This is a genomic window from Micromonospora sp. WMMC264 (genome assembly GCF_027497275.1).
GTDB classification, from domain to species: Bacteria; Actinomycetota; Actinomycetes; order Mycobacteriales; family Micromonosporaceae; genus Micromonospora; species Micromonospora chalcea.
Genome location: NZ_CP114907.1, coordinates 3535872 through 3558904, shown reverse-complemented (window position 1 = coordinate 3558904; position 23033 = coordinate 3535872). Strand labels below are relative to the sequence as shown.

General features: G+C 73.8%; 26 protein-coding genes. 9 read left to right on the top strand and 17 right to left on the bottom strand.

Annotated features, from left to right (window positions below):
• Window positions 1–52 precede the first annotated feature (52 nt).
• Window positions 53–640 carry a DUF1684 domain-containing protein gene (locus O7542_RS15205; protein ID WP_113973177.1) on the top strand — a complete coding sequence of 196 codons (588 nt, stop codon included), beginning with the start codon at window positions 53–55 and terminating at the stop codon, window positions 638–640.
• A 39-nt stretch (window positions 641–679) separates the two neighbouring features.
• Here O7542_RS15205 and O7542_RS15200 read toward each other — a convergent pair whose 3' ends face one another.
• Entirely contained in the window at window positions 680–1267 is a 588-nt protein-coding gene (locus O7542_RS15200; RefSeq protein ID WP_113973176.1) for a general stress protein, read from the bottom strand.
• A gap of 112 nt (window positions 1268–1379) precedes the next feature.
• On the opposite strand from O7542_RS15200, the gene O7542_RS15195 reads away from it, so the two are divergent.
• Together O7542_RS15195 and O7542_RS15190 are read left to right on the top strand one after the other, a co-directional pair.
• The gene (locus O7542_RS15195) at window positions 1380–3188 is read left to right on the top strand and encodes a glycoside hydrolase family 15 protein (RefSeq protein ID WP_210870554.1); all 1809 of its coding nucleotides are present in this window, start codon (window positions 1380–1382) and stop codon (window positions 3186–3188) included.
• Between the two features lie 89 nt (window positions 3189–3277).
• Window positions 3278–3778: a YfcE family phosphodiesterase gene (locus O7542_RS15190; protein ID WP_064448760.1), complete on the top strand. Its 501-nt coding sequence runs from the start codon at window positions 3278–3280 to the stop codon at window positions 3776–3778.
• Between the two features lie 4 nt (window positions 3779–3782).
• Here O7542_RS15190 and O7542_RS15185 read toward each other — a convergent pair whose 3' ends face one another.
• On the bottom strand, window positions 3783–4007 hold the full coding sequence (locus O7542_RS15185; RefSeq protein WP_281606477.1) for a DUF3072 domain-containing protein: 225 nt from the start codon (window positions 4005–4007) through the stop codon (window positions 3783–3785).
• A gap of 101 nt (window positions 4008–4108) precedes the next feature.
• Between O7542_RS15185 and O7542_RS15180 the strand changes: the two genes are divergently transcribed.
• Window positions 4109–5047: an FAD-dependent oxidoreductase gene (locus tag O7542_RS15180; protein ID WP_043330356.1), complete on the top strand. Its 939-nt coding sequence runs from the start codon at window positions 4109–4111 to the stop codon at window positions 5045–5047.
• A gap of 12 nt (window positions 5048–5059) precedes the next feature.
• Here O7542_RS15180 and O7542_RS15175 read toward each other — a convergent pair whose 3' ends face one another.
• The 3 genes from O7542_RS15175 to O7542_RS15165 all read right to left on the bottom strand — a co-directional run bounded on the left by O7542_RS15175 (window position 5060) and on the right by O7542_RS15165 (window position 9290).
• Complete coding sequence (locus O7542_RS15175; RefSeq protein ID WP_043325040.1) at window positions 5060–6349, bottom strand: cation:proton antiporter; 1290 nt, start codon at window positions 6347–6349, stop codon at window positions 5060–5062.
• A gap of 100 nt (window positions 6350–6449) precedes the next feature.
• The gene (locus O7542_RS15170; RefSeq protein ID WP_043325039.1) at window positions 6450–7127 is read right to left on the bottom strand and encodes an HAD family hydrolase; all 678 of its coding nucleotides are present in this window, start codon (window positions 7125–7127) and stop codon (window positions 6450–6452) included.
• A gap of 9 nt (window positions 7128–7136) precedes the next feature.
• Window positions 7137–9290 (bottom strand): SpoIIE family protein phosphatase, encoded by a 2154-nt coding sequence (locus tag O7542_RS15165; protein ID WP_210886358.1) that lies wholly within the window; start codon window positions 9288–9290, stop codon window positions 7137–7139.
• A gap of 200 nt (window positions 9291–9490) precedes the next feature.
• Here O7542_RS15165 and O7542_RS15160 point away from each other — a divergent pair, with 200 nt between their 5' ends.
• Window positions 9491–10351, top strand: coding sequence for a hypothetical protein (locus O7542_RS15160; RefSeq protein ID WP_043325037.1), 861 nt, complete (start codon window positions 9491–9493; stop codon window positions 10349–10351).
• 76 nt (window positions 10352–10427) lie between these two features.
• Here the strand turns inward: O7542_RS15160 and O7542_RS15155 are convergent, their stop codons facing one another.
• Complete coding sequence (locus O7542_RS15155) at window positions 10428–10790, bottom strand: DUF6401 family natural product biosynthesis protein (RefSeq protein WP_064448772.1); 363 nt, start codon at window positions 10788–10790, stop codon at window positions 10428–10430.
• A 162-nt stretch (window positions 10791–10952) separates the two neighbouring features.
• On the opposite strand from O7542_RS15155, the gene O7542_RS15150 reads away from it, so the two are divergent.
• Window positions 10953–11399, top strand: a complete 447-nt coding sequence (locus tag O7542_RS15150; RefSeq protein WP_030499855.1) for a hypothetical protein — start codon at window positions 10953–10955, stop codon at window positions 11397–11399.
• 1 nt (window position 11400) lies between these two features.
• Here O7542_RS15150 and O7542_RS15145 read toward each other — a convergent pair whose 3' ends face one another.
• From O7542_RS15145 to O7542_RS15125, 5 genes are all read right to left on the bottom strand, one after another.
• Window positions 11401–11613 (bottom strand): hypothetical protein, encoded by a 213-nt coding sequence (locus tag O7542_RS15145; protein WP_030499856.1) that lies wholly within the window; start codon window positions 11611–11613, stop codon window positions 11401–11403.
• 165 nt (window positions 11614–11778) lie between these two features.
• A complete protein-coding gene (locus O7542_RS15140; RefSeq protein WP_030270328.1) occupies window positions 11779–12042 on the bottom strand; it encodes a hypothetical protein in 264 nt (87 codons plus the stop codon).
• A 130-nt stretch (window positions 12043–12172) separates the two neighbouring features.
• Window positions 12173–12394 (bottom strand): hypothetical protein, encoded by a 222-nt coding sequence (locus tag O7542_RS15135; RefSeq protein ID WP_018788305.1) that lies wholly within the window; start codon window positions 12392–12394, stop codon window positions 12173–12175.
• Between the two features lie 104 nt (window positions 12395–12498).
• Entirely contained in the window at window positions 12499–13539 is a 1041-nt protein-coding gene (locus tag O7542_RS15130) for a sporulation protein (protein ID WP_210869990.1), read from the bottom strand.
• A 164-nt stretch (window positions 13540–13703) separates the two neighbouring features.
• On the bottom strand, window positions 13704–14351 hold the full coding sequence (locus tag O7542_RS15125; RefSeq protein ID WP_210869988.1) for a helix-turn-helix domain-containing protein: 648 nt from the start codon (window positions 14349–14351) through the stop codon (window positions 13704–13706).
• 46 nt (window positions 14352–14397) lie between these two features.
• Here O7542_RS15125 and O7542_RS15120 point away from each other — a divergent pair, with 46 nt between their 5' ends.
• Entirely contained in the window at window positions 14398–15069 is a 672-nt protein-coding gene (locus O7542_RS15120; protein ID WP_166456364.1) for an alpha/beta hydrolase family protein, read from the top strand.
• Window positions 15070–15086: 17 nt separating this feature from the next.
• Here the strand turns inward: O7542_RS15120 and O7542_RS15115 are convergent, their stop codons facing one another.
• From O7542_RS15115 to O7542_RS15105, 3 genes are read right to left on the bottom strand one after another with little or no spacing between them, the layout of a single operon-like run.
• Entirely contained in the window at window positions 15087–15548 is a 462-nt protein-coding gene (locus O7542_RS15115) for an SRPBCC family protein (RefSeq protein ID WP_030499861.1), read from the bottom strand.
• A gap of 58 nt (window positions 15549–15606) precedes the next feature.
• The gene (locus tag O7542_RS15110; protein WP_043325035.1) at window positions 15607–16023 is read right to left on the bottom strand and encodes a DUF2795 domain-containing protein; all 417 of its coding nucleotides are present in this window, start codon (window positions 16021–16023) and stop codon (window positions 15607–15609) included.
• 57 nt (window positions 16024–16080) lie between these two features.
• Window positions 16081–17103, bottom strand: a complete 1023-nt coding sequence (locus tag O7542_RS15105) for a YihY/virulence factor BrkB family protein (protein ID WP_064448758.1) — start codon at window positions 17101–17103, stop codon at window positions 16081–16083.
• Between the two features lie 142 nt (window positions 17104–17245).
• Between O7542_RS15105 and O7542_RS15100 the strand changes: the two genes are divergently transcribed.
• Window positions 17246–17650, top strand: coding sequence for a ChaB family protein (locus O7542_RS15100; RefSeq protein WP_043325033.1), 405 nt, complete (start codon window positions 17246–17248; stop codon window positions 17648–17650).
• A 60-nt stretch (window positions 17651–17710) separates the two neighbouring features.
• Here the strand turns inward: O7542_RS15100 and O7542_RS15095 are convergent, their stop codons facing one another.
• Window positions 17711–19144, bottom strand: a complete 1434-nt coding sequence (locus tag O7542_RS15095) for an aldehyde dehydrogenase family protein (protein ID WP_064448757.1) — start codon at window positions 19142–19144, stop codon at window positions 17711–17713.
• A gap of 72 nt (window positions 19145–19216) precedes the next feature.
• On the opposite strand from O7542_RS15095, the gene O7542_RS15090 reads away from it, so the two are divergent.
• On the top strand, window positions 19217–20809 hold the full coding sequence (locus tag O7542_RS15090; RefSeq protein WP_064448756.1) for an NAD(P)/FAD-dependent oxidoreductase: 1593 nt from the start codon (window positions 19217–19219) through the stop codon (window positions 20807–20809).
• A 797-nt stretch (window positions 20810–21606) separates the two neighbouring features.
• On the opposite strand, the gene O7542_RS15085 is transcribed toward O7542_RS15090, so the two are convergent.
• Both O7542_RS15085 and O7542_RS15080 read right to left on the bottom strand, forming a co-directional pair.
• Window positions 21607–22374, bottom strand: coding sequence for a polyprenol monophosphomannose synthase (locus O7542_RS15085; protein ID WP_043325031.1), 768 nt, complete (start codon window positions 22372–22374; stop codon window positions 21607–21609).
• Between the two features lie 15 nt (window positions 22375–22389).
• Entirely contained in the window at window positions 22390–22911 is a 522-nt protein-coding gene (locus tag O7542_RS15080; protein ID WP_307189071.1) for an SRPBCC family protein, read from the bottom strand.
• Between the last annotated feature and the right edge of the window lie 122 nt (window positions 22912–23033).

The following is a 23033-nucleotide window of genomic DNA, read 5'->3' as shown; positions in this document are numbered from 1 at the left end:
GCCTTAGGGGGCTTCTTAAAACCTGAACGGGCCGCCCGGCTAGGGTCGGGGAATGGACGATCTCGACCTGCTCGACTGGCGGGAGCGGGTGGCGGCGCTCTACCTGTCCGACCTCGACCTGGCCGGCTTCCGGGCCGCCCGCGACGAGCTGTTCCGCACCCACCCCAGCAGCCCGGTGCCGCCCGCCGAACGGCCCGGCTTCACCGGACTGCGCTGGTACCCGCCCGACCCGTCGGCAGTGGTCGAGGCGCCGCTGCGCGCCGCCTCCGGCGAGCTGCGCATCGACACCGGCGGCCCGGACGGCGTGGTCGCGTACCGGCGGGTGGCCGTCGCCGACACGCCGTGGGGACCGCTCACGCTCTGGTGGATCGAGGCGTACGGGGGTGGGCTCTTCCTGCCCGTGCGTGACGCCACCTGCGGCGACGGGTCGTACGGCGGGGGCCGGTACCTCACCGACACGGTGAAGGGCACGTTCGGCCGCGGCCTGACCGTGCTGCCCGGCGACCGGGTCCGGCTGGACGCCAACTACCTCTACAACCCCAGCTGCGCCTACGACGACAGGTGGGCCTGCCCGCTGGCCCCGCCGGAGAACCGGGTGGACGTGCCGCTGCGCGCCGGCGAGCGCGCGTACCACGAATGAGGGGAGGGCCGCCCGGCCCTCCCCTCATCGCCCTGCCGGTCAGCGGGCGGTGGCGCCCGTCGGTGTCAGGTGCATCCGGCTGAGCAGCTGCTGGGCCTGCCCGGCCATCTCCGCGTCCACCGTCACCGCGTACTGGGCGGCCCGCAGCGAACTGGCCGACGTGAAGTCACGCTGACCGCCGCTCATCGCGTGCGCGACAGCGCCGAACACGGCACCCCAGATCGCGCCGATCACGAGGCCGACCAGGATCACCGCGAGCCAGTTGCCGGCGGTGAAGATGCCGAAGAGCAACCCGATGAACAAACCGAACCAGGCGCCGGTGCCGGCCCCGAGCAGGGCCGCCCGGCCCGTGGTGAGCCGTCCCATCACGGTCTCCACGAGCGTGAGGTCCGTACCGACGATCGAGGTACGTTCCACCGGGAACCGGTTGTCGGCCAGATAGTCCACCACCCGCTGGGCGGACGGATAGTCCGGGTACGAGCCGATTGTGACGGTCGCCGAACCGGTCTGCGGTCCGTGCCCGTCCCCGCTCGGCGGCGTCGGGCGACCGCCCGGGCCGGACGGGAGGTTGTCGCTGCCCGGCATGCCGGGTTGCCAGGCCGTGGTCGGAGTCGAGGGTCTGGTCATGAGCATCCTCCTTCGTCAACCCGCCGCGTTCCCGTCGCCGGGCAGCGGTAACGCACCGGCCCGGACCGATGTGGCGAGGCATGCCGACGCCCCGCGCCGGGTAGCCACACCCGTGCCGACCCGACACATCAGCGAGCACGGCTTCCTCGCCGACGGGCGCAGCGCGGCCCTGGTCGACCGCGACGGCTCGGTCGACTGGTGGTGCCCGCCCCGGTTCGACGCGCCGTCGGTGTTCGGCCGCCTGCTCGACGAGGACGCGGGGCACTGGAGCATCCGCCCGGAGGGGGAGTCGACGAGCACGCGCTCCTACCTGGACGACGCGCTCGTGCTGCGTACCGTCTTCGCCACCGCGACCGGCACGGTGGCCGTCACCGACGCGCTGGCGCTGGAGCCCGGCGCGCGCGGTCACGACATCGGGATGCGCTCGCCGCGGGTGCTGGCCCGGCTGGTGGAAGGGCTCACCGGCGAGGTGACGATGCGCGTCGACTACGCGCCCCGCTTCGAGTACGGCCGCGTCGGCGCCTACCTGACCGAACGCGACGGCGTGATCCGCGCCACCGCCGGCGCCTGCCGCCTGGAGTTGCGCGCCGACGTCCCGCTCACCATCGCCGGGGGAGCCGCCACCGGGCGGTTCACCGCCCGCGCCGGCAGCACGCACCGCTTCACCCTCGGGTACGCCCCGACGTACGCCGGCGCCGAACCGGCGCTGCCCGACGCCGCCGAGGTGATCGCCGAGACGGTGGCCGGGTGGCGGTCCTGGTCGGCGCTGCACGACTACCAGGGCGAGTACCGCGACGAGGTGCGGCGCAGCGCGCTCGCGGTGCAGGGCATGACGTACGCGCCCAGCGGCGCCGTCGTCGCGGCGGCCACCACCTCGGTGCCGGAGCGGCTCGGCGGCGACCGCAACTACGACTACCGCTACGTCTGGCTGCGCGACTTCAGCCTCACCCTCCAGGCGCTCTGGCGGGCCGCCTGCCCGGACGAGGCGGACCGGCAGTTCACCTGGGTGGCGCGGGCGATGGGCCGGATCGGCGACGAGCCGGTGCCGATCATGTACGGCGTCGAGGGGGAGCGGGACCTGACCGAGCACGACCTCGACCACCTCGCCGGGTACGCCGGCAGCCGGCCGGTGCTCGTCGGCAACGACGCCTGGCGGCAGCGGCAGAACGACGTGCTGGGCGAGGTGCTGGATGCGGCCTGGCTGATGCGCTACTACCTCGACCCCATGTCACCGGAGGTGCGTGACCTGCTGCGCACGCTCGCCGACCAGGCCGAGCGCGGCTGGCACCGGCCCGACGCCGGCATGTGGGAGACGCGCGGCCCGCAGCGGCACTACGTCTCCTCCAAGGTGGAGTGCTGGACCGCGCTGGACCGGGCGGTCCGGTTCGGCTCCCGCATCGGCGAGCCGGCCGACGTGGCCCGCTGGGCCGCCGCGCGCGACGAGGTGCGGGCGGCGGTGCTCGCCCGGGGCTGGAACGAGCGGGTCGGCGCGTACACCGGTGCGTTCGGCTCCGACGACCTGGACGCCTCGGTGCTGGTCATGCCGCTGGTCGGCTTCCTGCCGGCGGGCGACCGGCGGATGCGCGCCACGATGGACCTGCTGGAGCGGCGGCTGTCGCGTGACGGGCTGCTGCGCCGCTTCGACGGCGACCCGGCCGGGTTCGTGATCTGCTCGTTCTGGCTGGCCGCCGGCCTGGCCGAGGCGGGGGAACTGGACCGGGCGCGGCGGCTGTTCGAACGCCTTGCGGCCCGCACCAACGACCTCGGCCTGTACGCCGAGCAGATCGACCCGGGCACCGGCGAGCAGATGGGCAACTTCCCGCAGGCGTACTCGCACATCGGCCTGATCACCGCCGCCGGCCGCATCACCGACGCCGCCGCCCGCGCCGCCGCCCCCGCCCGCGCCGCCTCTCCGCGTTGATCATGAAGTTGACGGCGTAGTCGATCTCCCCGAGTGCCGCCAACCTCATGATCGGCGCGGGAAAGAGGGGGGTGGGGGAGGATGAGGGGGTGGATCTGGTGATCATGGCGGACACGCACGTGCCCAAGCGGGCGCGGGATCTTCCGGGGCCGCTGTGGGCGGCCGTGGAGGCCGCGGATGTCGTGGTGCACGCCGGGGACTGGGTGGACGTGGCGCTGCTGGACGCGCTGGAGGCGCGGTCGCGCCGGCTGGTCGCCGTGTACGGCAACAACGACGGGCCGGAGCTGCGCGCCCGGCTGCCCGAGGTGGCCCGGGTCAAGCTGGACGGCCTGCGCGTCGCCGTGGTGCACGAGACCGGCCCGAAGACCCGCCGCGAGGAGCGCTGCGCCGCCGCGTACGGCGACTGCGACCTGCTCGTCTTCGGGCACTCGCACATCCCCTGGGACAGCGTCGCCCCGGGCGGCCTGCGGCTGCTCAACCCCGGCTCGCCGACCGACCGGCGGGCGCAGCCGCACGCCACGTACCTGACCGCGCGGGTGGCGGCGGGGCGGCTCGACCGGGTCGAGCTGCACCGCCTGCCCCCGCGCTGACCGCTCAGCGGCCCCGGCCGGTCTCCGCCTGCAACTCGTCGATCCGCCGGGACGCCTCGGCCTTGGTCATGCCCTCCGGCACCGGCTCGCCCGCCTCCTGCGCCAGCGTGTGCAGGTACGACTCCTGGGCGGCGGTGGGCGGCTCGTCGCCGGTGACCCAGTCGTCCGGGTCCTTGACGGCGGCGTCCGGGTTCACGTTCCTGCCGTTGGTGTTGGCGCGGTCGGCCATGCTCATCACCTCTCCTCGAACAGGTGTTCCACTACCCCCGGGCCGCCGGGTTCATGCCGGCCGCCGCCTACGATCACCTGGTGACGACGGACCGGGCGGGCGTGGTGGTGGTCGGCGCGGGCATCGCCGGAGTGGCGTGCGCGACCGAGTTGGCGCGGGCCGGGATCCCGGTACGGCTGCGCGAGCGCGCTCGGGTCACCGGCGGGCGGATGGCCAGCAAGCGTTTCGACGGCCGCCCGGCCGACCTGGGCGCCGCGTACTTCACCGTCGACGACCCGGACTTCGCCGCCGTGGTGGACCGGTGGCGGGCGGCCGGGCTGGCGCGGGAGTGGACCGACACGCTCGCCGCGTACGGGCCGGGCGGACGCGAGCAGGTCACCGGCCCGATGCGGTGGGCCGCCCCACGCGGGCTGCGCTCGCTCGTCGAACACCTGGCCGGCGACCTTCCGGTGACCCACAACCGGCTGGTGATGACAGTCGAGCCGGGCCCCCGGGCCGACGGCGCCGAGGCCGAGGCGGTGGTGCTCGCCATGCCCGGCCCGCAGGCCGCGCTGCTGCTGGACCCGGCGCTGGCCGAGGCGACCCGGGCGGTGGCCGCGCAGCGGTGGTCGTCCGCGTTGACCGGGGTGCTGCACTTCCCGGCCCGCCGCTGGGCGGACTTCCGGGGCGCGTTCGTCAACGACCACCCGGTGCTCAGCCTGGTCTGCGACGACGGCGACCGGCGCGGCGACGGCGCGCCGGTGCTCGTAGCGCACACCACCGCCGGGTTCGCCGCCCGGCACCTGCTCCAGCCCACCGCCGCCCGCGAGGCGATCGAGCAGGCGGTACGCGACCTGCTCGGGCTGCCCGAGCCGGCGCTGTCGACCCACGTGCACCGCTGGACGTACGCGACCCCGGCCGCGCACGCCGGGGATGCCACGTTCCACCTGGACGACGACGGCATCGGCCTGGCCGGCGACGCGTTCGGCCGCCCGCGCGTGCAGACCGCCTGGCGCTCCGGCCGGGACCTCGGCCGCGCGCTCGCCGCCCGGCTGGGCTGAACCGGGGCGCGCTCAGCCGGTGGCGCCCACCGGCTGCGCCGCCGACCCGGCCCGCGTGTCCTCGCCGGTGCGTTCACCCTCCCGGTCCAGCAACTGCATGACCGGTGTCGCGGCGATCCCGTGCGCCACCACCGAGACCACCACCACGAGACCGACTGTGGCCCAGACCAGCTCCGCCTGCGGGAAGTCGGTCTTGCTGGTGGCGTACGCCAGGTAGTAGAACGAGCCGACGCCGCGGATGCCGAACAGCGAGATCACCCAGTGCTCGGCCGGCTTGCCGGGCGCGCCGCGCAGCGACAGCCACCCGGCCAGCGGCCGGATCACCAGCACCAGGGCCAACCCGGCCAGCGCGGCCGGCCAGGTCAGCGGCGCGAGCAGCCCGCCGATCACCGCGCCGCCGAACAGCAGCAGCAACAGCACGGTGAGCAGCCGCTCCACCTGCTCGGCGAAGTCGTGCAGCACGGAGTGGAACTCGTGGGTGCGCTCGGCGGCCCGGATCGCCCGGGCGGCCACGAACACGGCCAGGAAGCCGTACCCGCCGATCACCTCGACCAGCCCGTACGCGAGGAACGTCGCGGCCAGCGCGAGGAACCCCTCGGAGTGCCGGGCCAGCCGCAGCTTGCTCGGGGCGCGGAAGAACAGCTTGCCGAGCAGCCAGCCGACGAGCAACCCGCCGCCCACCCCGGCGGCGAGCTTGTAGAGCACGTCGACGGCGAACCACTCGCCGAGCCAGCCGGACGGCGCGAGCCCGGTGGTGGCGATCGCGATGGCCGCGTACACGAACGGGAAGGCCAGCCCGTCGTTCAGGCCCGCCTCCGAGGTGAGCGCGAAGCGCACCTCGTCCTCGGAGTCCTCCACGTCGGTCGGTTCGCCCACCTGCACGTCGGAGGCGAGCACCGGGTCGGTGGGCGCGAGCGCCGCGCCGAGCAGCAGCGCCGCGGCCGGCACCAGCCCGGCCCACCACCAGCCGAGCAGCGCCACCGCGGCGATGCACAGCGGCATGGCGATCGCCAGCAGCCGCCACGTCGACGACCAGCGGGCCCAGCTCAACGGACGGTCGATCTTCAGGCCGGCGCCCATCAGCGCGACGATCACGCCGACCTCGGTGAGGTGGGTGGTCAGCTCCGGCCAGCGCAGCGGATCCGGTGTGGGCAGACCGGTGGGCAGCACGAAGACGAGCATGCCGAGCCCGAGGAACGCGATCGGCATCGACAGCGGCCGTCGCTCCAGGACCCGGGGCAGCACCCCGGCCAGCAGCGCACCGACGCCCAGCAGAGCGAACGCGACATCGACCGGTTCCACGGCACCACCCTTCCGACGCCCGGCGGCCGGGCGGTGGAGTCCAGCAGTGCCCCGAAGCGGACCCGGCTAAGCCTGCGCGCGCCCGCCGGTTGACCGCCGCTCAGCCGAGCGAGGCGATGGCGCTGTCGGACAGGGCGTCCAGCAGCGCGGCCGGGTCGTCGTACACCGCGACCGCGCCCGCGCCGGCCAGCTCCGCGCGGCCGGTGCCGCCGCAGGTCAGCCCGATGCAGGGGATGTCGAGCTTGCCGGCGGCGGCGACGTCCCAGACCGAGTCGCCGACGAACACCACCCGCTCGGCGGCCAGCCCCGACTGCTCCAGCGCGGCGACCAGGATGTCCGGCGCCGGCTTGCTCTCCCGCGCGTCGGCCGACGAGGTGACCGAGTCGATCACGTCGTCGGCGTCCAGCGCGGCCCGTAGCGCGGTCACCTCGTGTTCGGCGGCCGAGGTCGCGAGCACCACCCGCAGCCCGCGCTCCGCGCAGGCGCGCAGCAGCTCCCGCGCCCCGGGCAGTGGCGTGAGGCGCTCCCAGTACTCGCCGTAGAGCGCGTCGTGCGCGTCGCGCAGCCGGCCGTCGGCGTCCCGGTCGCGCTCCGCGCCGAGCAGGTGGTCGAGGAGCTTGTCCGAGCCCATGCCGATGGACCTGTGGATCCGCGCCATCGGCACCCGGTGGTCGGCCTGGCGCAGCGCCTCCCACCAGCTCACCGTGTGCAGGTACGTGGTGTCGACCAGGGTGCCGTCCACGTCGAAGAGGACACCGCGGCGCTTGTCGTCGGTCATGTCCGGCTCCTACCCGGCCGGGGCGTCGCCGACGCGCGGTCCGTCCGCCGGGATGAGGATCTCGAACCACACAGTCGATCCGCGTACGGTCGGGTCGGTCCCCCAGGCGTCGCTCAGCTCCTCGATCAGGCCGAGCCCACGGCCCCGGCTGCTGAGCGTGTCGGTCTGGGCGCGGGTCACCTGACCCCGGGTGCCCGAGTCGGCCACCGACACCAGCAGCCGCTCCGCGGACAGGTCGACCTCGACCCGGGCGGCGGTGCCGGCGTGCAGCAGCGCGTTCGTGGTCAGCTCGCTCGTGCACAGCACCGCCGCGCCGATCACCGCCTCGGGCACCTGCCACTCGGTGAGCTGCGCGGTCATCCAGTGCCGGACCCGGCTCGGCGCGGTCGGCTCGGCCGGCACCTCCATGCTCGCCGACCGGCTCGGCCGGACCGCGTACTCCACCGCGAGCACCGCCACGTCGTCCTCGGTGGCGCCCGGCACCGCGGCGGTCGCGACAGCGCACAGCGCGCGCGGGTCCCCGCCGGCCGCTCCGGTCACCGCCGCGCCCAGCCCCGCCATCCCGGCGGCCACGTCCTGCCAGCGGCGCTCCACCACGCCGTCGCTGTAGAGCAGCAGGGTGTCACCGGGGCGGAACGGCACGGTGGCGGTACGCGCCCGCCCGCCCAGGCCCAGCGGAGGAGCGGGCGGCACGTCGACGAACTCGGCCACCGCCGCGTCGGGTCCGGCGCGCCGGATCAGCGGCGCGGGATGCCCGGCGCTGGCCAGCGTGACCAGTTCCCGGTCCGCGTCGACCACGCCGAACACCACTGTGACGAACAGCTCCTGGGTGCCGCCCTCGACGCCGAGGCTGGCGACCAGCCGGTCCAGGCCGTCGAGCACCGCGTCCGGGCGAGGGTCGACCAGGGCGAGCGCGCGCAGCGCGGCGCGCACCTGGCCCATCCGGGCGGCGGCCTGCACGTCGTGCCCGGCCACGTCGCCCAGCACCACCCCGAGCGCGCCGGTGGGCAGCAGGAACGCGTCGTAGAAGTCGCCGCCGGCGGCGTTGCCGTCCACGCCCGGGTCGTACCGGGCGGCGATACGCAGCCGGGGCAGGTCCGGCAGCCGCTCCGGCAGCATGCTGCGTTGCAGCATCTGGGCGGTGCCGTGCTGGGTCTCGAAGCGGCGGGCCCGCTCGGCGGCCTGGCCGACCAGCTCCGCCGACGCGGCGAGCAGCGCCCGTTCCGCGGGGGACCACGGACGCGGCTCCCGGTAACCGATGGTGAGCGAGCCACGGACCACACTCGTGCGCAGCGGCAGCGCCGCCAGCGCGCGGATCTTCTCGTCGTGCCGGTCCGCCGCGACGCCGCGCAGCGGCTGGCCGTCGGCGGTGAACGAGGCCACGCCGCTGCGCGCGGACACCACCGCCGGCAGCGCCGACTCGGCGGACATCCGCCGCCACAGCGGCGGCAGCCGCTCGTCGGCCTCGTCGAGCAGTTCGCCGCGGATGCGGCGGACCAGCCGCCAGGCGCTGCCCTCGTCCACCGCGAACGACACCCGGTCCGCGTCGAAGGAGTGCAGGCAGTAACGCAGCGTCACCCGGGCCACGTCGTCCAGGGTGAGCGTGCCGGACAGCGCCGCCGCGAAGTCGCTCAGGCTCTGCAACTGCTGGGTCAGCTGGGTGGTCTGCGCCGAGACGGTGAGCACGCCGACGATCCGGCCGGTGGAGTCGCGTACCGCGCAGTGCCCGCGGGTGAACACGGCCGGCTCGGCCGGACCCTGCCGGTCGGCGGGCAGCACCGCCTCCCGCTGCAGGAACGGTTCACCGTGCCGGTAGACGCGCTCCAGCGCCTCGCCGGCGCCGGGATCACGCCACACCTCGGCGAACGCCTCGGCCGCCGGCCGGCCCAGCGCGTGCGGGTGCCGGTCGCCGATCAGCTCGGCGTACCCGTCGTTGTAGAAGACGACGAGGTCGTCGCCGAGGAGCAGCGCCATCGGCACCGGGGAGGCGAGCACCACGTCCATCACGGCGCGTACCGCCGGATCCCAGCCCTGCGGTGCGCCCAGCGGCGTGCCGGCCCACGGATGACCGGTCTGCGCGGGCGGCCCGTGGACGACGGGATCGGCGGGCGCTCCCGGTGCGGGGGCGGGCGGTGTGGGAACCCGACCGACGGTGCCTGGCATGACCGCAGCCTAACCGGAGCGTGGCGGGCTGGTTCCGATCATGCGTTCGTGGCGGGTCCCGGCTTCCGGCGGCGCGGACGTTCGGGCAGGTCACGGCCGGTTCGATCACCCATGTCGGGAAATTGGCCCGGTCCGGCTCGGAGTGCTGCCCAGGTCACCGGGTATGCGGGCGGCGCAGTTCACGCGACAGGAGGGACATCATGCCGAAAACCCTCGCGGTCGGGCAGGTCGACATCGGTGCGGCCTGGACCGACTTCTGGAGGTCGGTGCTGCTCTTCGTACCGCGGGCGATCGCGTTCATCGCGATTCTCGTCGTGGGTTGGCTCATCGCTAGAGCCGTACTCAAAATCGTGGACGCGGCACTGGAACGGGTCGGGTTCGACCGCGCCGTGGAACGGGGCGGTATCAAACGGGCCCTGGAACGCACCAAGTACGACGCCAGCGACATCCTGGCCAAACTGGCCTACTACGCGGTCCTGCTGTTCACCCTGCAGTTCGCCTTTGGGGTGTGGGGGCCGAACGCGATCAGCGACCTGATCCGCGGGGTGGTGTCCTGGCTGCCGCGAGCCTTCGTGGCGATCGTGATCGTGGTGATCGCCGCCGCCATCGCCAACGCCGTCCGGGACCTGGTCTCCGGCGCGCTCGGCGGGCTCTCGTACGGCCGGGTGCTGGCCGACGTGACAGCGATCTTCATCCTGGCGCTCGGCATCATCGCCGCGCTGAACCAGGTGGGTATCGCCACCACGGTGACCACACCGGTGCTCGTGGCCTTCCTCGCCACCGTGGCCGGCATCCTGATCGTCGGTGTCGGTGGTGGTCTGGTCAAGCCGATGCAGGACCGCTGGGACGGCTGGCTGCACCGGGCCGCCGAGGAGTCCCGGGCGATCCGGCAGCAGCGGCAGGCGCAGCAGGCCGGCCGGGGCGACTACGAACGCAAGATGGCCGACCGGGGCGGGCAGCCGACGCCGGCCGCGCCGCAGTCGTCGATGTCGGGCGCGGGTACGTACCGCTCCGGCGAGATGGGCGACGAGACGCAGCAGTTCCGCCGGCCGGGAGGCTGACGGCAACGGGTGACGGGGTGTCCGCGGGATGGTGGCGGGCGCCCCGAAACCGTGTCCGGGTCCGGCCGGCTGCCGGTCAGGCCAGGTGACGCGGGTCGAGTCCGCGGGCCAGCAGGCAGACCGCCAGCAGGCGGGTGAGCACCCAGTCCGGCGCGGACCAGTCCACCGGCTCGGCCGGCGGCGTCCAGCCGTGCTCCGCCGCCGCGTCGCGCAGCCCCTCGGCGTATCCGGCGAGCGCCGCCACGGTGAGCGGGTGGCGGTCGCCGTGGAGGCTGTCGCGTACCCCGGCGGCGTGCTGGTCGACCTCGGCGAGCAGCCCGGGGTTCGCGTGGGCCGCGGCGAGGCCGGCGGTGCCGACGGCGGCGGTCAGCGTGGTGAGGGTCGACCGCGCGGCCACTGCCGCGGAGCGGGTCGCGACCCGGTTGTTCGGCACGCGCATGGTGTCCGAGGCTAACGCCGCCCGGTGCGGACCGACCTCGGCCGACCGGCGGACTGCGGGGTCGTCCGGGAGAGCGGCCACGTCGTCCGCGGGGATTGAGTCGCCCGTGCGGGGGCAGAAGTCCGGCACGAGGAGCACGCAGCAGCCCCACGGAGGGACACCATGGGACATCTGGCCGACGGACCGGACCGGGCGCACCGCCGCCCCGACGGGGTGAGTGACGCCACGGTCGAGGCGCTGGGCAGGCTCAGCGAGGCCCTGGAGTGCGTCGAGCGGGCACGCGGGCACCTCTACGAGCTGCATCAGCTGATCGGCCACGCCGATCTGATGCTCGACGACGCCGTGGAGATGTTCCGCCGCGCCGGGCACCCGGGCCTGGCCGAGCGGATCGACCGGGAGCTGCTCGGGCGCAACGTCATCGCCGGGCGGTGGACGTTCCAGATCGTCGAGGACTTCGACGACGGGTACTACGCGCTCTTCCGGGAGCTGGACCGGCAGGCCCGCGACGAGCTGGTCGAGGGCCGGCGGCACCTCTACGAGGCCGAGATGAAGGAACGCCGCCGCAGCCGGGGGATGCCGGGGCACGAGGCGCGCCCCGGCACACGCTGACTCAGTCGGAGGAGCGGGCGTCGGCCGGACGGCGGCGCGCGCCGTCGTCGGCGATGATCACGGTCGCGACCATCAGCGCGACCACCAGGCTGAACAGCCAGGAGCTGTCCTCGGTGAACCGGGCGGAGACCGGAGCCTGGATCGCGGCGAGCAGGAAGCCCAGCCAAGCGAGCTTGCGCTGACGGTTGGAGAGGAAACCGGAGCCCTGTTGCATCCCGAAAGTCTTGCGCGCGACAGGGGGAGTGCCGTCAGCCGTTCGGCCGATTCTGGATGGGCTGTCCGTTTTCCTGGCTGTCCGTACCGCACTTTTTGTCGTATCGGCCGAGCATGAATCCGGCGGCCACGGGCATCGGCGCGGGTGCCCGCAGCCGTCCGGGGATCACATGCTGTCCGGGCCGGTCCGCCCGATCGTCGACGGCCGGTAGGCCCGGTCCGCATCGGTCATCTCGCGCCGCTCGGCCTCCGGGCCGGCGCCCCGGTCCACCGCCTCCGGGCCGTGCCCGAACGCGGCCTCCTCGCCGGCGTCGTTGGCGGTGACGTCGTCGCCCTGGCCGTCCGTGGCCGACCGGGCGATGGCCTGGTCCAGCTCGTGCAGGGGAGTGCGGTCCTCGTCGCGCCACACGTGGCGGTCGTTGTCGGTCATTCCCCTGCGGTACCCGGACCGGATGATCGCAAACGGCCGGGCACGGCGACAGCCGCGGTCCCGGCTCGTTTCGATCCCGATGCCCGGTGGCCCGGAACGCTTCCCGGGCCACCGGGCATCGGCGATGGCGCTACTTGGCGCCGGTGAGGGCCACCAGGGCGTTGGCGGTGCGGAAGTACGGGTTGCGGCCGAGGTCGCCGACGGTGGTGATGTTGAAGGCGTCCTTGAGCAGCTTGGCGTCGCCGTCGCTGACCCCGGCGAGGGCGGACACCGGGGCGTCGACGATCTCGGTGAGGGTCTTGTCCTGGTAGGCCTTGTCGACCAGCTTGGTGAGGTCGGCGGTGACGGGCATGCACACTCCTTCGAGTTCCGGCCAGACAATCCGACCGGTTGCGGACAAACCTGACGGAATTAGATCATGAAGCGATACCAGAGATCCACTGTGGATCCCCGGGCTCACTCCTCCTCGTCGCCGCCCTCGTCGTCGCCGAAGGAGTCGAACACCTCGTCGGCGAGCATCCCGCCGGCGAAGCCGAGCGCGGCGCCGCCGACCACGCCCGCGGCGACGGCGCCCATGCCCGGGCCGCCGTGCCGCTCGTGGTGCTCCTCCTTGTGGTGGCCGTACGCGGCGTGCCCGTAGCCGGGCGCGCCGTAGGCGGGCTGTCCGTAGCCGGGTGCGCCGTAGGCGGGCTGCCCGTAGCCGTGGCCGGCGTGCATGCTCTGGTAGCCGTCGAGGGCCTGGCGGACCCACGCGTCGACCTGAGCGGCCCAGTCGACCTGGTCGGCGTCGGTGTGCGCGACGTGGTAGCGGCCGAAGGAGTCATGGCCGCCGGAGAACAGGCCACCGCGCTTGTCGAACTCCAGCACCACGTCGACGCCGTACTCGTTCGCGACGAAGGTCAGCTCGACCTCGTTGACGGCGTGGGCGTACTGCGGGGCGGCGTAGTACTCGATCTCCTGGTAGAACGGCAGGCTCTGGCGCAGGCCCGAGATGTGCCCGCGTTCCAGGTCGGCGCCCTTGAACTGGAATCCGAGCCGGCCGAAGCCCTCCAGGATGCGTTCCTGCACCGGCAGCGGGTGCACGTACACCGGGTCGAGGTCGCCCTTGTCCACGGCGCCGCGGATCGCCACCTCGGTGCGCAGTCCCATCGTCATGCCGTGCAGGCGCTGCCCGTACAGGTCGGTCACCGGCGTCTCCCACGGCATCGCCACCTGGAACGGCAGCGACATCTGCTGTCCCTCGGACAGGCGCAGACCGCCGGCGACCTGGACCCGGTGGAACTCCACGAGGGCGTCGTACTCCTGCTCGGCGCCCTCCATCTCCACCCGGGTGACCAGCCCGACGGTGATGTGGTCGATCTCCACGTCGTGGCTGCCGCCGGTCAGGTTCACCTGCCCGCCCAGCATCAGCCCCGGGCGGGTACCCGGGTTGGCCAGGACCGTGTCGACAGCGGGGCCGCCCACCCCGAACGCGCCCAGCATCCTCTTGAACACCACGAACATCTCCCTTGACGGCCACCGGACGTGCGGCACCCGGGATCCGGGGAGAGATTCACCTGGAACCCTTGTGCCGCAACGAGATCAACGGCGTCCATAATGGATCACGCCGCGCGGGGAGACTACCAACGCCACCTGAGAGGTAGCTGAAAGCATTCGCTTCGTCACTGTGGGCCATCGGCCGGCGTGGGGCGCCGGAACAGCCGCAGCAGGCGGGCCGCGACCTCGCCGTCGCCCCGGACGACGACGTCGGCGGCATGCAACGGCACGCCACCGAAGATGAGCGAGCGGAAGGTCCCGGCGCCGGCCCGGATCACCAGGTCGGGATCGGCGGCGTCGGCGCGTACCACGTCGACGCGTCCGTCCTCGACGGTGACGAGCAGGCTGTCGCCGTCGAGAAGAAGCTGACACCGTACGGCGAAGTCGCGCGCCGCGGCCGGGTCGAAGGTGGTCTTCATGGCGAGGGCCAGCGCGTCGACGCTCAGCTGCGCCGACGAGGTCAGCGGACCCCGGCTGCCCCACCTGGCCAGCCCCAGCAGGGCGGGTTCGAGGTCCCGCCCCCATTCGGTCAGCTCGTACGCCCGGACGCCCGCCGGTGGCCCGAGACGCCGCCGGCGCACCACTCCCGTCTCCTCCAACTCGGCGAGCCGGGCGGTGAGCATGCTCTGACTGGCGCCGGGCAGGCCGCGCCGCAGGTCGGTGAAGCGCTTCGGTCCGAGCAGCAACTCACGGACGATCAGCAACGCCCATCTGTCGCCGACCAGGTTGAGCGCCCGGGCCAGACCGCAGGGATCGTCGTATGCGCGCGCCATCCGCTGATGGTATCGCTACAGCACTCTCTGGTGCTAAATTCGCACCGTGACGACGTACATCCTGATCCCGGGAGCCGGCGGCGACGCCTGGTACTGGCACCGCCTGGTTCCCCTGCTGGAGCAGCGCGGCCACGAGGCGATCGCCGTCGACCTCCCGGCCGCGGACGACAGCGCGGGACTGCCGGAGTACGCGGAAACAGTGGTCGAGGCGGCCGGTGACCGTGGAGACCTGGTGGTGGTGGCCCAGTCGATGGGCGGCCTGACCGCACCACTGGTCTGCAGTCGGCTGCCGGTCTCACGGCTGGTCCTGGTCAACGCGATGATCCCGGCGCCCGGTGAGACCGGCGGCGACTGGTGGACCAACACCGGGCAGGACCAGGCCCGCCGGGAGTGCGACAGGCGCGAGGGCCGCTCTCCCGACGGGCCGTTCGATCCGCTGGTGTACTTCTTCCACGACGTGCCGCAGGACATCACCGACCAGGCCATGGCGGGTGGGTCACCGCAGTCGGGCACGCCGTTCGCGCAGCCCTGGCCGCTTGATGCGTGGCCCGACGTGCCGACCGAGGTCCTGAGCGGCGGCGCGGACAGGTTCTTCCCGGCCGAATTCCAGACCCGGGTGGCCCATCAGCGGCTCGGCGTCACGCCCGAGCGCCTGCCCGGCGGGCATCTGCTGGCCCTCAGCCGGCCCGAGGCGCTGGCTGCCGCGTTGGACCGCTGAGGGCGGGGGAGGTTGCCTCAGGGGATGGGCCGGTCGACCGCACCGCGCCAGGCGCCCGTCTCCTGACCGCGCCGCTCGATGAACTGCTTGAACCGCTCCAGGTCGCCCTTGGCGCGCCGGTCGACCACGCCGAGCTTGTCGCCGGCCTGCTCGACCGCGCCGTGCGGCTCGAACTCCATCTGCAGCGTGACCCGGGTGTGCCCCTCGTCGAGGCGGTGGAAGGTCACCACGCCCGCCTGCTGGGTGCCCCCGGTGGAGCGCCAGGCCACCCGCTCGTCCGGCAGCTGCTCGGTGATCTCGGCGTCGAACTCGCGCTTCACGCCCGCGATCTCGACGGTCCAGTGGGTCATCGTGTCGGAGAGCTGCCGCACCTCCTGCACGCCGTCCATGAAGTGGGGGAACTCCTCGAACTGGGTCCACTGGTCGTACGCGGTCCGGATCGGGACGTCCACGTCCACGTGCTCGGTAACGCCACTCATGTCGGGGTTCCTCCTGTTCCGCCGGTGTGTGTCTCGTACGGGCCGTGGGCCGGCCCGCTCACCAGCGCGTCGTCTCGTTCCTGTGCCCGAGTGCGGCCCACACCTCGGAGATCGTCTGGTAGTGGGCGTCCGCGGGCAGGGTCTCCAGAGCGGCGACGATGTCCGTCGGCGCCTCGTTCTCCCGCGCGTTCGCCAGCAGCGCCTCCCGGTCGCCGGGCAGGGCGGTCATCGTGATGAACCGCCCCAGACGGCTGCGCGCCTCGACGTCCTCGGAGCTCATGCCCTGCGGCGTGCCGCTGCGCAGCTCCCCGGCCGGCGCCGTGGTGGCCTCCGGCTGGTCCTCGCCGGCGGGCTCCGGGATCCGGAACTCCTCGGCCCGCGAACCGCCGGTGCCGGCGCTCTGGACGAGACCGCTGACCTCGCTGCTCATCTGGTCGTCGACCCTGGGCGAGTGCTTGCTGCTGCCACGTTCCATGCCTTGGGAGATGCCCCGGGGGACCGCCGGTAAACCGGCGCCGGCCGGGAGAGCCGGTCATCCGGGCGGCAACCGGTCGGCCGGCCGCTGCCCGTCCGCCTTCTCGTCGTCGGCCGGGGCGCGCGGCGGCAGCACCGGGTCGTCCGGCTCCTCGACCCCGGCCTGCATCGCCCGCCCGCGCTGCAGCTCGGCGTTGACCTGCACGCCGAGCATCAACGCGCAGTTGGACAGGTAGAGCCACACCAGGAACGCGATGACCGCGCCGAGACTGCCGTAGGTGACGTCGTACGAGCCGAAGTTGGCCACGTACAGGCCGAAGCCGAAGGACGCGAGCACCCAGGCCACGAGCGCCAGCGCGCCGCCCGGGGTGAGCCAGCGGAACCGCGGCTGCTGCACGTTCGGCGCGATCCAGAACAGCAGCGACAGCAGCGTCATGGCGACCACGGCGAGCAGCGGCCACTTCGCCACCGACCACGTGGTGCGGGCCACCGCGCCGGCGTGCAGCAGGTCACCCACCGCGTCGGTGACCGGGCCGCTGACGATCAACCCGGTGGCCACCACCGCGAGCAGCACGATCGTCACCGCGGCCATGCCGATCTGCAACGGGCGCAGGCGGTAGAACGGACGGCCCTCCCGCACCCCGTAGATCGCGTTGGAGGCGCGGGTGAACGCGCCGATGAACCCGGACGCGGACCAGAGCGCGCCGAGCAGACCGAAGCTGAGCAGCACCTTCGCCGAGCCCTGCTGCTCGACCACGTTGCGCACCACACCCACGAACGCGTCGTTGCCGACCACCGAGCCGGCGCCGATCTCCCCGGCCAGGTCGATCACGGTGTCGACGGTGCGCGGGCCGTCGGAGACCAGGCCGACCAGCGCCACCACCACGATCGTGGACGGGAACAGCGCCAGCACCCCGTAGTAGGTGAGCGCCGCCGCCCAGTCGGCGCAGTTGTCGGTGACGAAACCCTTGCCGCTGCGCACCAGCACGCCCCGCCAGGTACGCCAGTTGAGCTGGCGGATCCGGCGGGGGAGACGGGACCGCGTCCGGCCGCCGACCGTCTGTGGTGTCGTCACGGTCATGTCCGCCTCCTCCAGGCTCCGCCACCGGGCGTGGCCGGGCGGTACCCCCGGGGGGAAATCGACAAACCGGGGCGCCGGTTTGCCCGCCGGACGGGAGGGAACCACACCAGGCAGCCGATCGAGACTCCAGGAGGAGGACGAGATGCCCGGGCGCGAGGTACTGCCCAGCACGCTGCGGCGCTCCCCGGCGAAGGCGCAGCGGACCTGGGAGAAGACGCACGACTCGGCGGTCGAGACGTACGGCGAGGGGGAGCGGGCGCACCGCACCGCCTTCGCCGCGGTCAAGCACGAGTTCGAGAAGGTGGGCGACCACTGGGAGCCCAAGGGCCGTAAGGGGCCCAGCGACGAGCAGGCCGAAGGCGGCGGCCCGGCCCGGCGCGCGCCGACGGCCGGCGGGGTGGACGCCAACGCCAGCAAGGACCACCTCATGGAGGTGGCGAAGAAACTGGACGTGCGCGGCCGGTCCCGGATGACCAAGCCGGAACTGGTCAAGGCGATCGAGAAGGCAAACAACAACGCGACCCGCAAGGCCCGCGGGGGTCGCTGACCCCTGGGGGTACGCGTCGAGCCCGGGACCGCCTCGGTCCCGGGCTCGTGTCGTGCCGTCTCACCAGTGGCCGCCGCCCGGCGCCTGAAGGTGCACCGCCTTGACGGTGCTGAACTCGTCCAGCAGTTCCGGGCCGTACCCGAAGCCCTGACCGCTGCCCCGGCGCGGCTGGGCCGCGCCCCCCGGTGCCCCGCCGAACACCGAATTGATCTTCACGGTGCCGACCGGCAGTTCCCGCCAGGCGCGCTGGGCGTGGCTCATCGAGCCGGTCAGCACGGTGGCGGCCAGGCCGTACGGGGAGTCGGCCGCGCAGCGCAGCCCCTCGCTGAACGAGTCGACCACCACCACCGCGGCGACCGGCCCGAACGTCTCCTCGCGGACCAGCGCCATGTCGTGCCGGCACCCCTCGACCACTGTCGCCGGGTAGAACGCGCCCGGCCCCTCCGGCAGCACACCGCCGGCGCGTACCCGGGCGCCGTCGGCGAGCGCGGCCGTCACCTGCCCGTGCACGTGGTCCCGGTGCCGCCGGTCCACCAGCGGGCCGAGCTGCGTTTCCGGGTCACGGCCGGGGCCCACGGTGAGCGCCTCGGCGCGCGCCACGAGCGCGTCCAGGAAGCCCTCGGCGACGTCCCGGTGCACGTAGACGCGTTCCACCGCCACGCAGATCTGACCGGCGTTGGCGAAGCACCCGAGCGCCGCCTGCTCGGCCGCCCAGACCGGGTCGACGTCCGCGTCCACCACCAGCGGGTCGCTGCCGCCGTTCTCCAGCAGCACCTTCGCGCCGGTACGGGCGCCCGCGGCGGCGATCGCCCGGCCGGTCGCAGTGGAACCGACGTGGGCGACGACGTCGACGTCCTGCCCGGACAGCGCGGCCCCCACCTCGCCGCCGCCGCTGAGCAGCGACAGCACCCCGGCCGGCAACGCCGAGTCCAGCGCGCGGGCGAGCAGCCAGCCGGTGGCCGGGGTGCGCTCGCTCGGCTTGTGGACCACCACGTTGCCGGTGACCAGGGCCGCGCCGAGCAGGCCGCACGACACCGCCACCGGGTCGTTCCACGGGGTGATCGCGGCGACCACGCCGCGTGGCTCGGGGGCCATGAAGTCCAGCGCGTCGTGCGCGCCGTGCAGCGTCCGGCCGCCCCGGACCGGCGCCAGTTCGGCGTACTGTCGCAGCGTGCCGATGCCCGCCGCCACCCCGCCCCGCGCGTCCTCCAGGGGCTTGCCCATCTCCGCGGTGGTCGCCTCGGCCAGCTCTCCGGCCGCCGCCTCGACCGCGTCCGCGGCCCGGTGCAGCGCCGCGGCCCGCTCCGCGGTCGGGGTCGCGGCCCATTCCGCCGCCACGCCCCGGGCCGCCTCCACCGCCTTGGCCACCTCGTCGGCGGTCGCCACCGGCGTCCGGGTCACCGGCGACCCGTCCGCCGGATCGTGGACGACAAGCTCGCCGCCCTCGCCGCCGGCACCCCACACTCCACCTATGAGCTGCGCAACCGTGTACATGCGGCCCTGCTTGCCCCGGCCTGGGCCGGGCAAACGCGTTTCGCCCGGTGACCGGCCGGGTAGGCGGATCCGATGACCTCGACCGCCGACGCCGTCGTCATCGGAGCCGGGCACAACGGGCTGGTGGCCGCGAACCTGCTGGTGGACGCCGGCTGGGACGTCACCGTCCTGGAGGCCACCGGGGCGCCCGGTGGGGCCGTCCGCTCCGCGTACGTGACAGCGCCCGGTTACCTCAGCGACCTCTACAGCTCCTTCTACCCGCTCGGGTACGCATCTCCGGTCCTGGACGGGCTGGGCCTGGAACGGCACGGCCTGTCCTGGACGCACGCCCCGGACGTGCTGGCGCACCTGCTTCCGGACGGCCGGGCCGCCGTGGTCAACCGCGACCTGGACACCACAGCGGCCTCGCTGGAGGCGTTCGCGCCCGGCGACGGGGAGCGCTGGCGGCACGCGTACGCCGACTGGCGCCAGGTGGCCGAGCCGATGCTGCAGACCATCACCACCCCGTTCCCGCCGGTACGCGGCGGGCTGGGCCTGCTGCGGCAACTCCGGGTCGGCGGCGCGCTCCGCCTGGCCCGCCGCCTCCTGCTGCCCGTCCGCAAGCTCGGCGCGGAACTGTTTGAGGGCGAGGGCGGCACGGTCCTGCTGGCCGGCTGCGCCCTGCACACCGACCTGTCCCCGGAGGACGCCGGCTCCGGCGTGTACGGCTGGCTGCTCGCCATGCTCGGCCAGCAGGTGGGCTGGCCGGTGCCGGTCGGCGGCGCCCAGCGGATCACCGACGCGCTGGTGGCCCGGCTGGTCGAGCGGGGCGGGCGGATCGAGTACGGCGCCCGGGTCGAGCGGGTGCTCACCGCCCGGGGCCGCGCGATGGGCGTCCGTACCGCCGGGGGAACCGACTGGCGGGCCCGCCGCGCGGTGCTCGCCGACGTGCCCGCGCCGGCGCTCTTCCTCGACCTGGTCGGCGCGGCGGCGCTGCCGCCCCGGATGGTCGAGGACCTGGCGCACTTCAAGTGGGACGGCTCCACGCTCAAGGTCGACTGGGCGCTGTCCGCGCCGGTGCCGTGGAAGAACCGGGAACTGGCCGGCGCCGGCACCGTGCACCTGGGCGCGGACCTCGACGGGCTCACCACGTACGCGGCCGAACTGGCCCGCGGCGAACTGCCCCGGGACCCGTTCCTGCTGGTCGGGCAGATGTCGGTGGCCGACCCGAGCCACTCGCCGCCGGGCACCGAGTCGCTCTGGTCCTACACCCACCTGCCCTTCCGCCGGGACTGGCGGGCCGAGGACGTCGTGGGGCACGTGGAGCGGATGGAGGGGGTTCTCGAGGCGGCGGCGCCCGGCTTCCGGGCGTCGATCGTCGGGCGGCACGTGGCCGGCCCGGCCGACCTGGAGGCCGCCGAGCCGAGCCTGGTGGGCGGCGCGCTCGGCGGTGGCACTGCCGCCGCGTACCAGCAGTTGTTCCTGCGGCCGATCCCCGGCCTGGGCCGCGCCGACACCGCGGTGGACCGGCTCTACCTGGCCAGCGCCTCCGCCCACCCCGGCGGCGGTGTGCACGGCGCGCCGGGGGCGAACGCGGCGCGGGCCGCGCTGGCCCGCGACCGGGCCGTCACCGGCGCGGTGTACGCCCGCACGATCGCCGCCGCCCACCGCGCCGTCTACCGCTGACCGCTGACCAGGTCTGCGCGGCACCACCCTCGCCGCTGCCGTCCTCCGCGCCCTCGCGGGAGTGGGGCCCGGCCCGCGTCAGCGCACCCGCTGCGGCTGACCTCCGCCGACGTCCGCTCGCCCTGGCTGACCTCCGGTCGCACCCATTGCGGCTGACCGCCCGACCCGCCAACCGCAGGACGCCTGGCACCGGAAGCTCGCCCACCGACAGGCGGGGTGCCGCTTCCAGCCCTCGTCTCGCCAAGTGAGATCAGCAGCCCGCATCCCGGGAACTGGTGTAGATCTTGGTACGAAATGGCCCTCATGGGGGCCCTTTCGTACCAAGATCTGCGGGCCGCGCCTGGCGTGGCCGCGGTCTCGTGCCCGCTGACGTACTGACTGCGGTTAGGTGCCTGATCGTCGCGCGGGTGTGTCACGGGAGTGTTCGGCCAGCCTGCTCCTCGCCAGCCGCCACGCCGCACGCCCACGTCCCGCGCGATCTTGCAGTTGGCGCCCGAGGGGTGCCGGTTTTGCCAGGCTTTGCCGGGCACCAAACTGCAAAATCGCGCCTGTGGCGGGGTGGCGGGGTGGCGGGGTGGCGTGGAGCGGTGAGGCATGCGGGGTTGGTTACGCAGCGTGCTTGATTGCGCCTGGGGTGGGGCCGTGGCGCCGGGAGAGCGCCCCAGGTCAACGCGGTGCTGCGCCGGTGGCGGCAGAGCAAAGGTGCGGGGTAGGGGAGGTGGCGGGGCGAGCGCGCCCTCACGCGCCGTGACAGCGGCGTGAGGGCGCGTTGCGGGCGCGCGGCAGGGCAGGGCGGATCAGGAGTCGAGGTTGCGGTGCCGGCTGCGCAACTTGAACGGCATCAACGCGCTCTCGATCTTGGTGGCGGTGGTCATCTTCGAGTCGCCGTCGCGGCGCTCCTCGAAGCGGATCGGCACCTCCAGGATGGTGTGGCCCAGCTTGGTGGCGAGGTAGTGCATCTCCACCTGGAAGCTGTAGCCGTTCGACTGGACCCGGTCGAGCCCGATCGCGCGCAGCGCCTCGGCCTGCCAGATCTTGAAGCCGGCGGTCAGGTCACGGATGCGCACGCGCAGCAGCGTGTGCACGTACAGGTTGGCCCAGCCGCTGAGCGCGCGCCGGTACAGCGGCCAGTTCTCGTCCAGCTCACCGCCGGGCACGTACCGCGAGCCGATGACCACCGAAGCCTGCGTGGACAGCAGCGCGCCGAGCATGCCGGGCAGCGCCTCCGGCGGGTGCGACAGGTCGGCGTCCATCTGGGCGACGAAGTCCGCGCCGTCGTCGAGCGCCCGGCCGATGCCGTCCACGTACGCCCGGCCGAGACCCTCCTTGCCCGGGCGGTGCACCACCGTCACCCGGTCCGGGTGCTCGATGGCCAGCTTGTCGGCGACCTCACCGGTGCCGTCCGGGGAGTTGTCGTCCGCGACCAGCACCTTCAGCCCCGGCAGAGGCAGCGCGAGCAGGCGCTCGACCAGCACCGGGAGGTTGCCCGCCTCGTTGTAGGTCGGAACGACGACGGTCAGGCGCGCATCCCCCCACGGGGAGGGTAACTGCACGGGTTCGATCATCACGGACATCCTCGGTCAGCGGACAGGTTCATCTGAGAGGGTATCCAGTGGGCCGTGCGGCGGCCGCACAGACGCCCCGCCGAGGGATCGATCCCGCTCCGGCTTCTGCCGGGTCGCGATGTCGGACAGCCGGGCCAGCGTCTCCCGGTTGCGAAGATGCAGCACCAGGTCGTTGAGCTTGGTCCGGACCCACCGCAGCGGCCCGGCGGCGAAGTCCTCGCCGATGGTCACCCGGGTCCGGCCGTCCTCCAGCGGCTCCAGAGCGAACGCCACTGTCGCCTCGCCGGCCGGCCACAACCCGGCGCGCAGCACGAGCCGGTGCGGCGCCTGGCACTCCAGCACGGTGGACTTGTCCTGCAGCGAGAACGGCCAGGGCCCGGCCCGGTGGTGCAGGTTGCTGCCGACCCGGGGCCACGTGTCGTCCACGTCCCGCACGTGCACGGTGCCCACCACCCAGTCGCTGTACGTCCACCCGTCCGCGAGCACCTCGAAGACCTGCTCCGGAGGTGCGTCGATCACTTTCTCCACAACCGCCATCACCAACCGGTACCCCGCCCCGGGCCGCCGCTAACGGCGATGCGGGTTAGCTTCTCGGGGGCGGCGGGTATCGCCGGACCGGAACGGTCGTGGCAACGTGTGCGCCGGCACCGGCGGGGCGC

Coding starts and splice junctions, on each gene's coding strand:
- O7542_RS15205 (WP_113973177.1), top strand. CDS start 53: ATGGACGATCTCGACCTGCTCGACTGGCGGGAGCGGGTGGCGGCGCTC.
- O7542_RS15200 (WP_113973176.1), bottom strand. CDS start 1,267: ATGACCAGACCCTCGACTCCGACCACGGCCTGGCAACCCGGCATGCCG.
- O7542_RS15185 (WP_281606477.1), bottom strand. CDS start 4,007: ATGGCCGACCGCGCCAACACCAACGGCAGGAACGTGAACCCGGACGCC.
- O7542_RS15170 (WP_043325039.1), bottom strand. CDS start 7,127: ATGACCGACGACAAGCGCCGCGGTGTCCTCTTCGACGTGGACGGCACC.
- O7542_RS15165 (WP_210886358.1), bottom strand. CDS start 9,290: ATGCCAGGCACCGTCGGTCGGGTTCCCACACCGCCCGCCCCCGCACCG.
- O7542_RS15160 (WP_043325037.1), top strand. CDS start 9,491: ATGCCGAAAACCCTCGCGGTCGGGCAGGTCGACATCGGTGCGGCCTGG.
- O7542_RS15155 (WP_064448772.1), bottom strand. CDS start 10,790: ATGCGCGTGCCGAACAACCGGGTCGCGACCCGCTCCGCGGCAGTGGCC.
- O7542_RS15150 (WP_030499855.1), top strand. CDS start 10,953: ATGGGACATCTGGCCGACGGACCGGACCGGGCGCACCGCCGCCCCGAC.
- O7542_RS15145 (WP_030499856.1), bottom strand. CDS start 11,613: ATGCAACAGGGCTCCGGTTTCCTCTCCAACCGTCAGCGCAAGCTCGCT.
- O7542_RS15140 (WP_030270328.1), bottom strand. CDS start 12,042: ATGACCGACAACGACCGCCACGTGTGGCGCGACGAGGACCGCACTCCC.
- O7542_RS15135 (WP_018788305.1), bottom strand. CDS start 12,394: ATGCCCGTCACCGCCGACCTCACCAAGCTGGTCGACAAGGCCTACCAG.
- O7542_RS15125 (WP_210869988.1), bottom strand. CDS start 14,351: ATGGCGCGCGCATACGACGATCCCTGCGGTCTGGCCCGGGCGCTCAAC.
- O7542_RS15115 (WP_030499861.1), bottom strand. CDS start 15,548: ATGAGTGGCGTTACCGAGCACGTGGACGTGGACGTCCCGATCCGGACC.
- O7542_RS15110 (WP_043325035.1), bottom strand. CDS start 16,023: ATGGAACGTGGCAGCAGCAAGCACTCGCCCAGGGTCGACGACCAGATG.
- O7542_RS15105 (WP_064448758.1), bottom strand. CDS start 17,103: ATGACCGTGACGACACCACAGACGGTCGGCGGCCGGACGCGGTCCCGT.
- O7542_RS15100 (WP_043325033.1), top strand. CDS start 17,246: ATGCCCGGGCGCGAGGTACTGCCCAGCACGCTGCGGCGCTCCCCGGCG.
- O7542_RS15095 (WP_064448757.1), bottom strand. CDS start 19,144: ATGTACACGGTTGCGCAGCTCATAGGTGGAGTGTGGGGTGCCGGCGGC.
- O7542_RS15090 (WP_064448756.1), top strand. CDS start 19,217: ATGACCTCGACCGCCGACGCCGTCGTCATCGGAGCCGGGCACAACGGG.
- O7542_RS15085 (WP_043325031.1), bottom strand. CDS start 22,374: ATGATCGAACCCGTGCAGTTACCCTCCCCGTGGGGGGATGCGCGCCTG.
- O7542_RS15080 (WP_307189071.1), bottom strand. CDS start 22,911: ATGGCGGTTGTGGAGAAAGTGATCGACGCACCTCCGGAGCAGGTCTTC.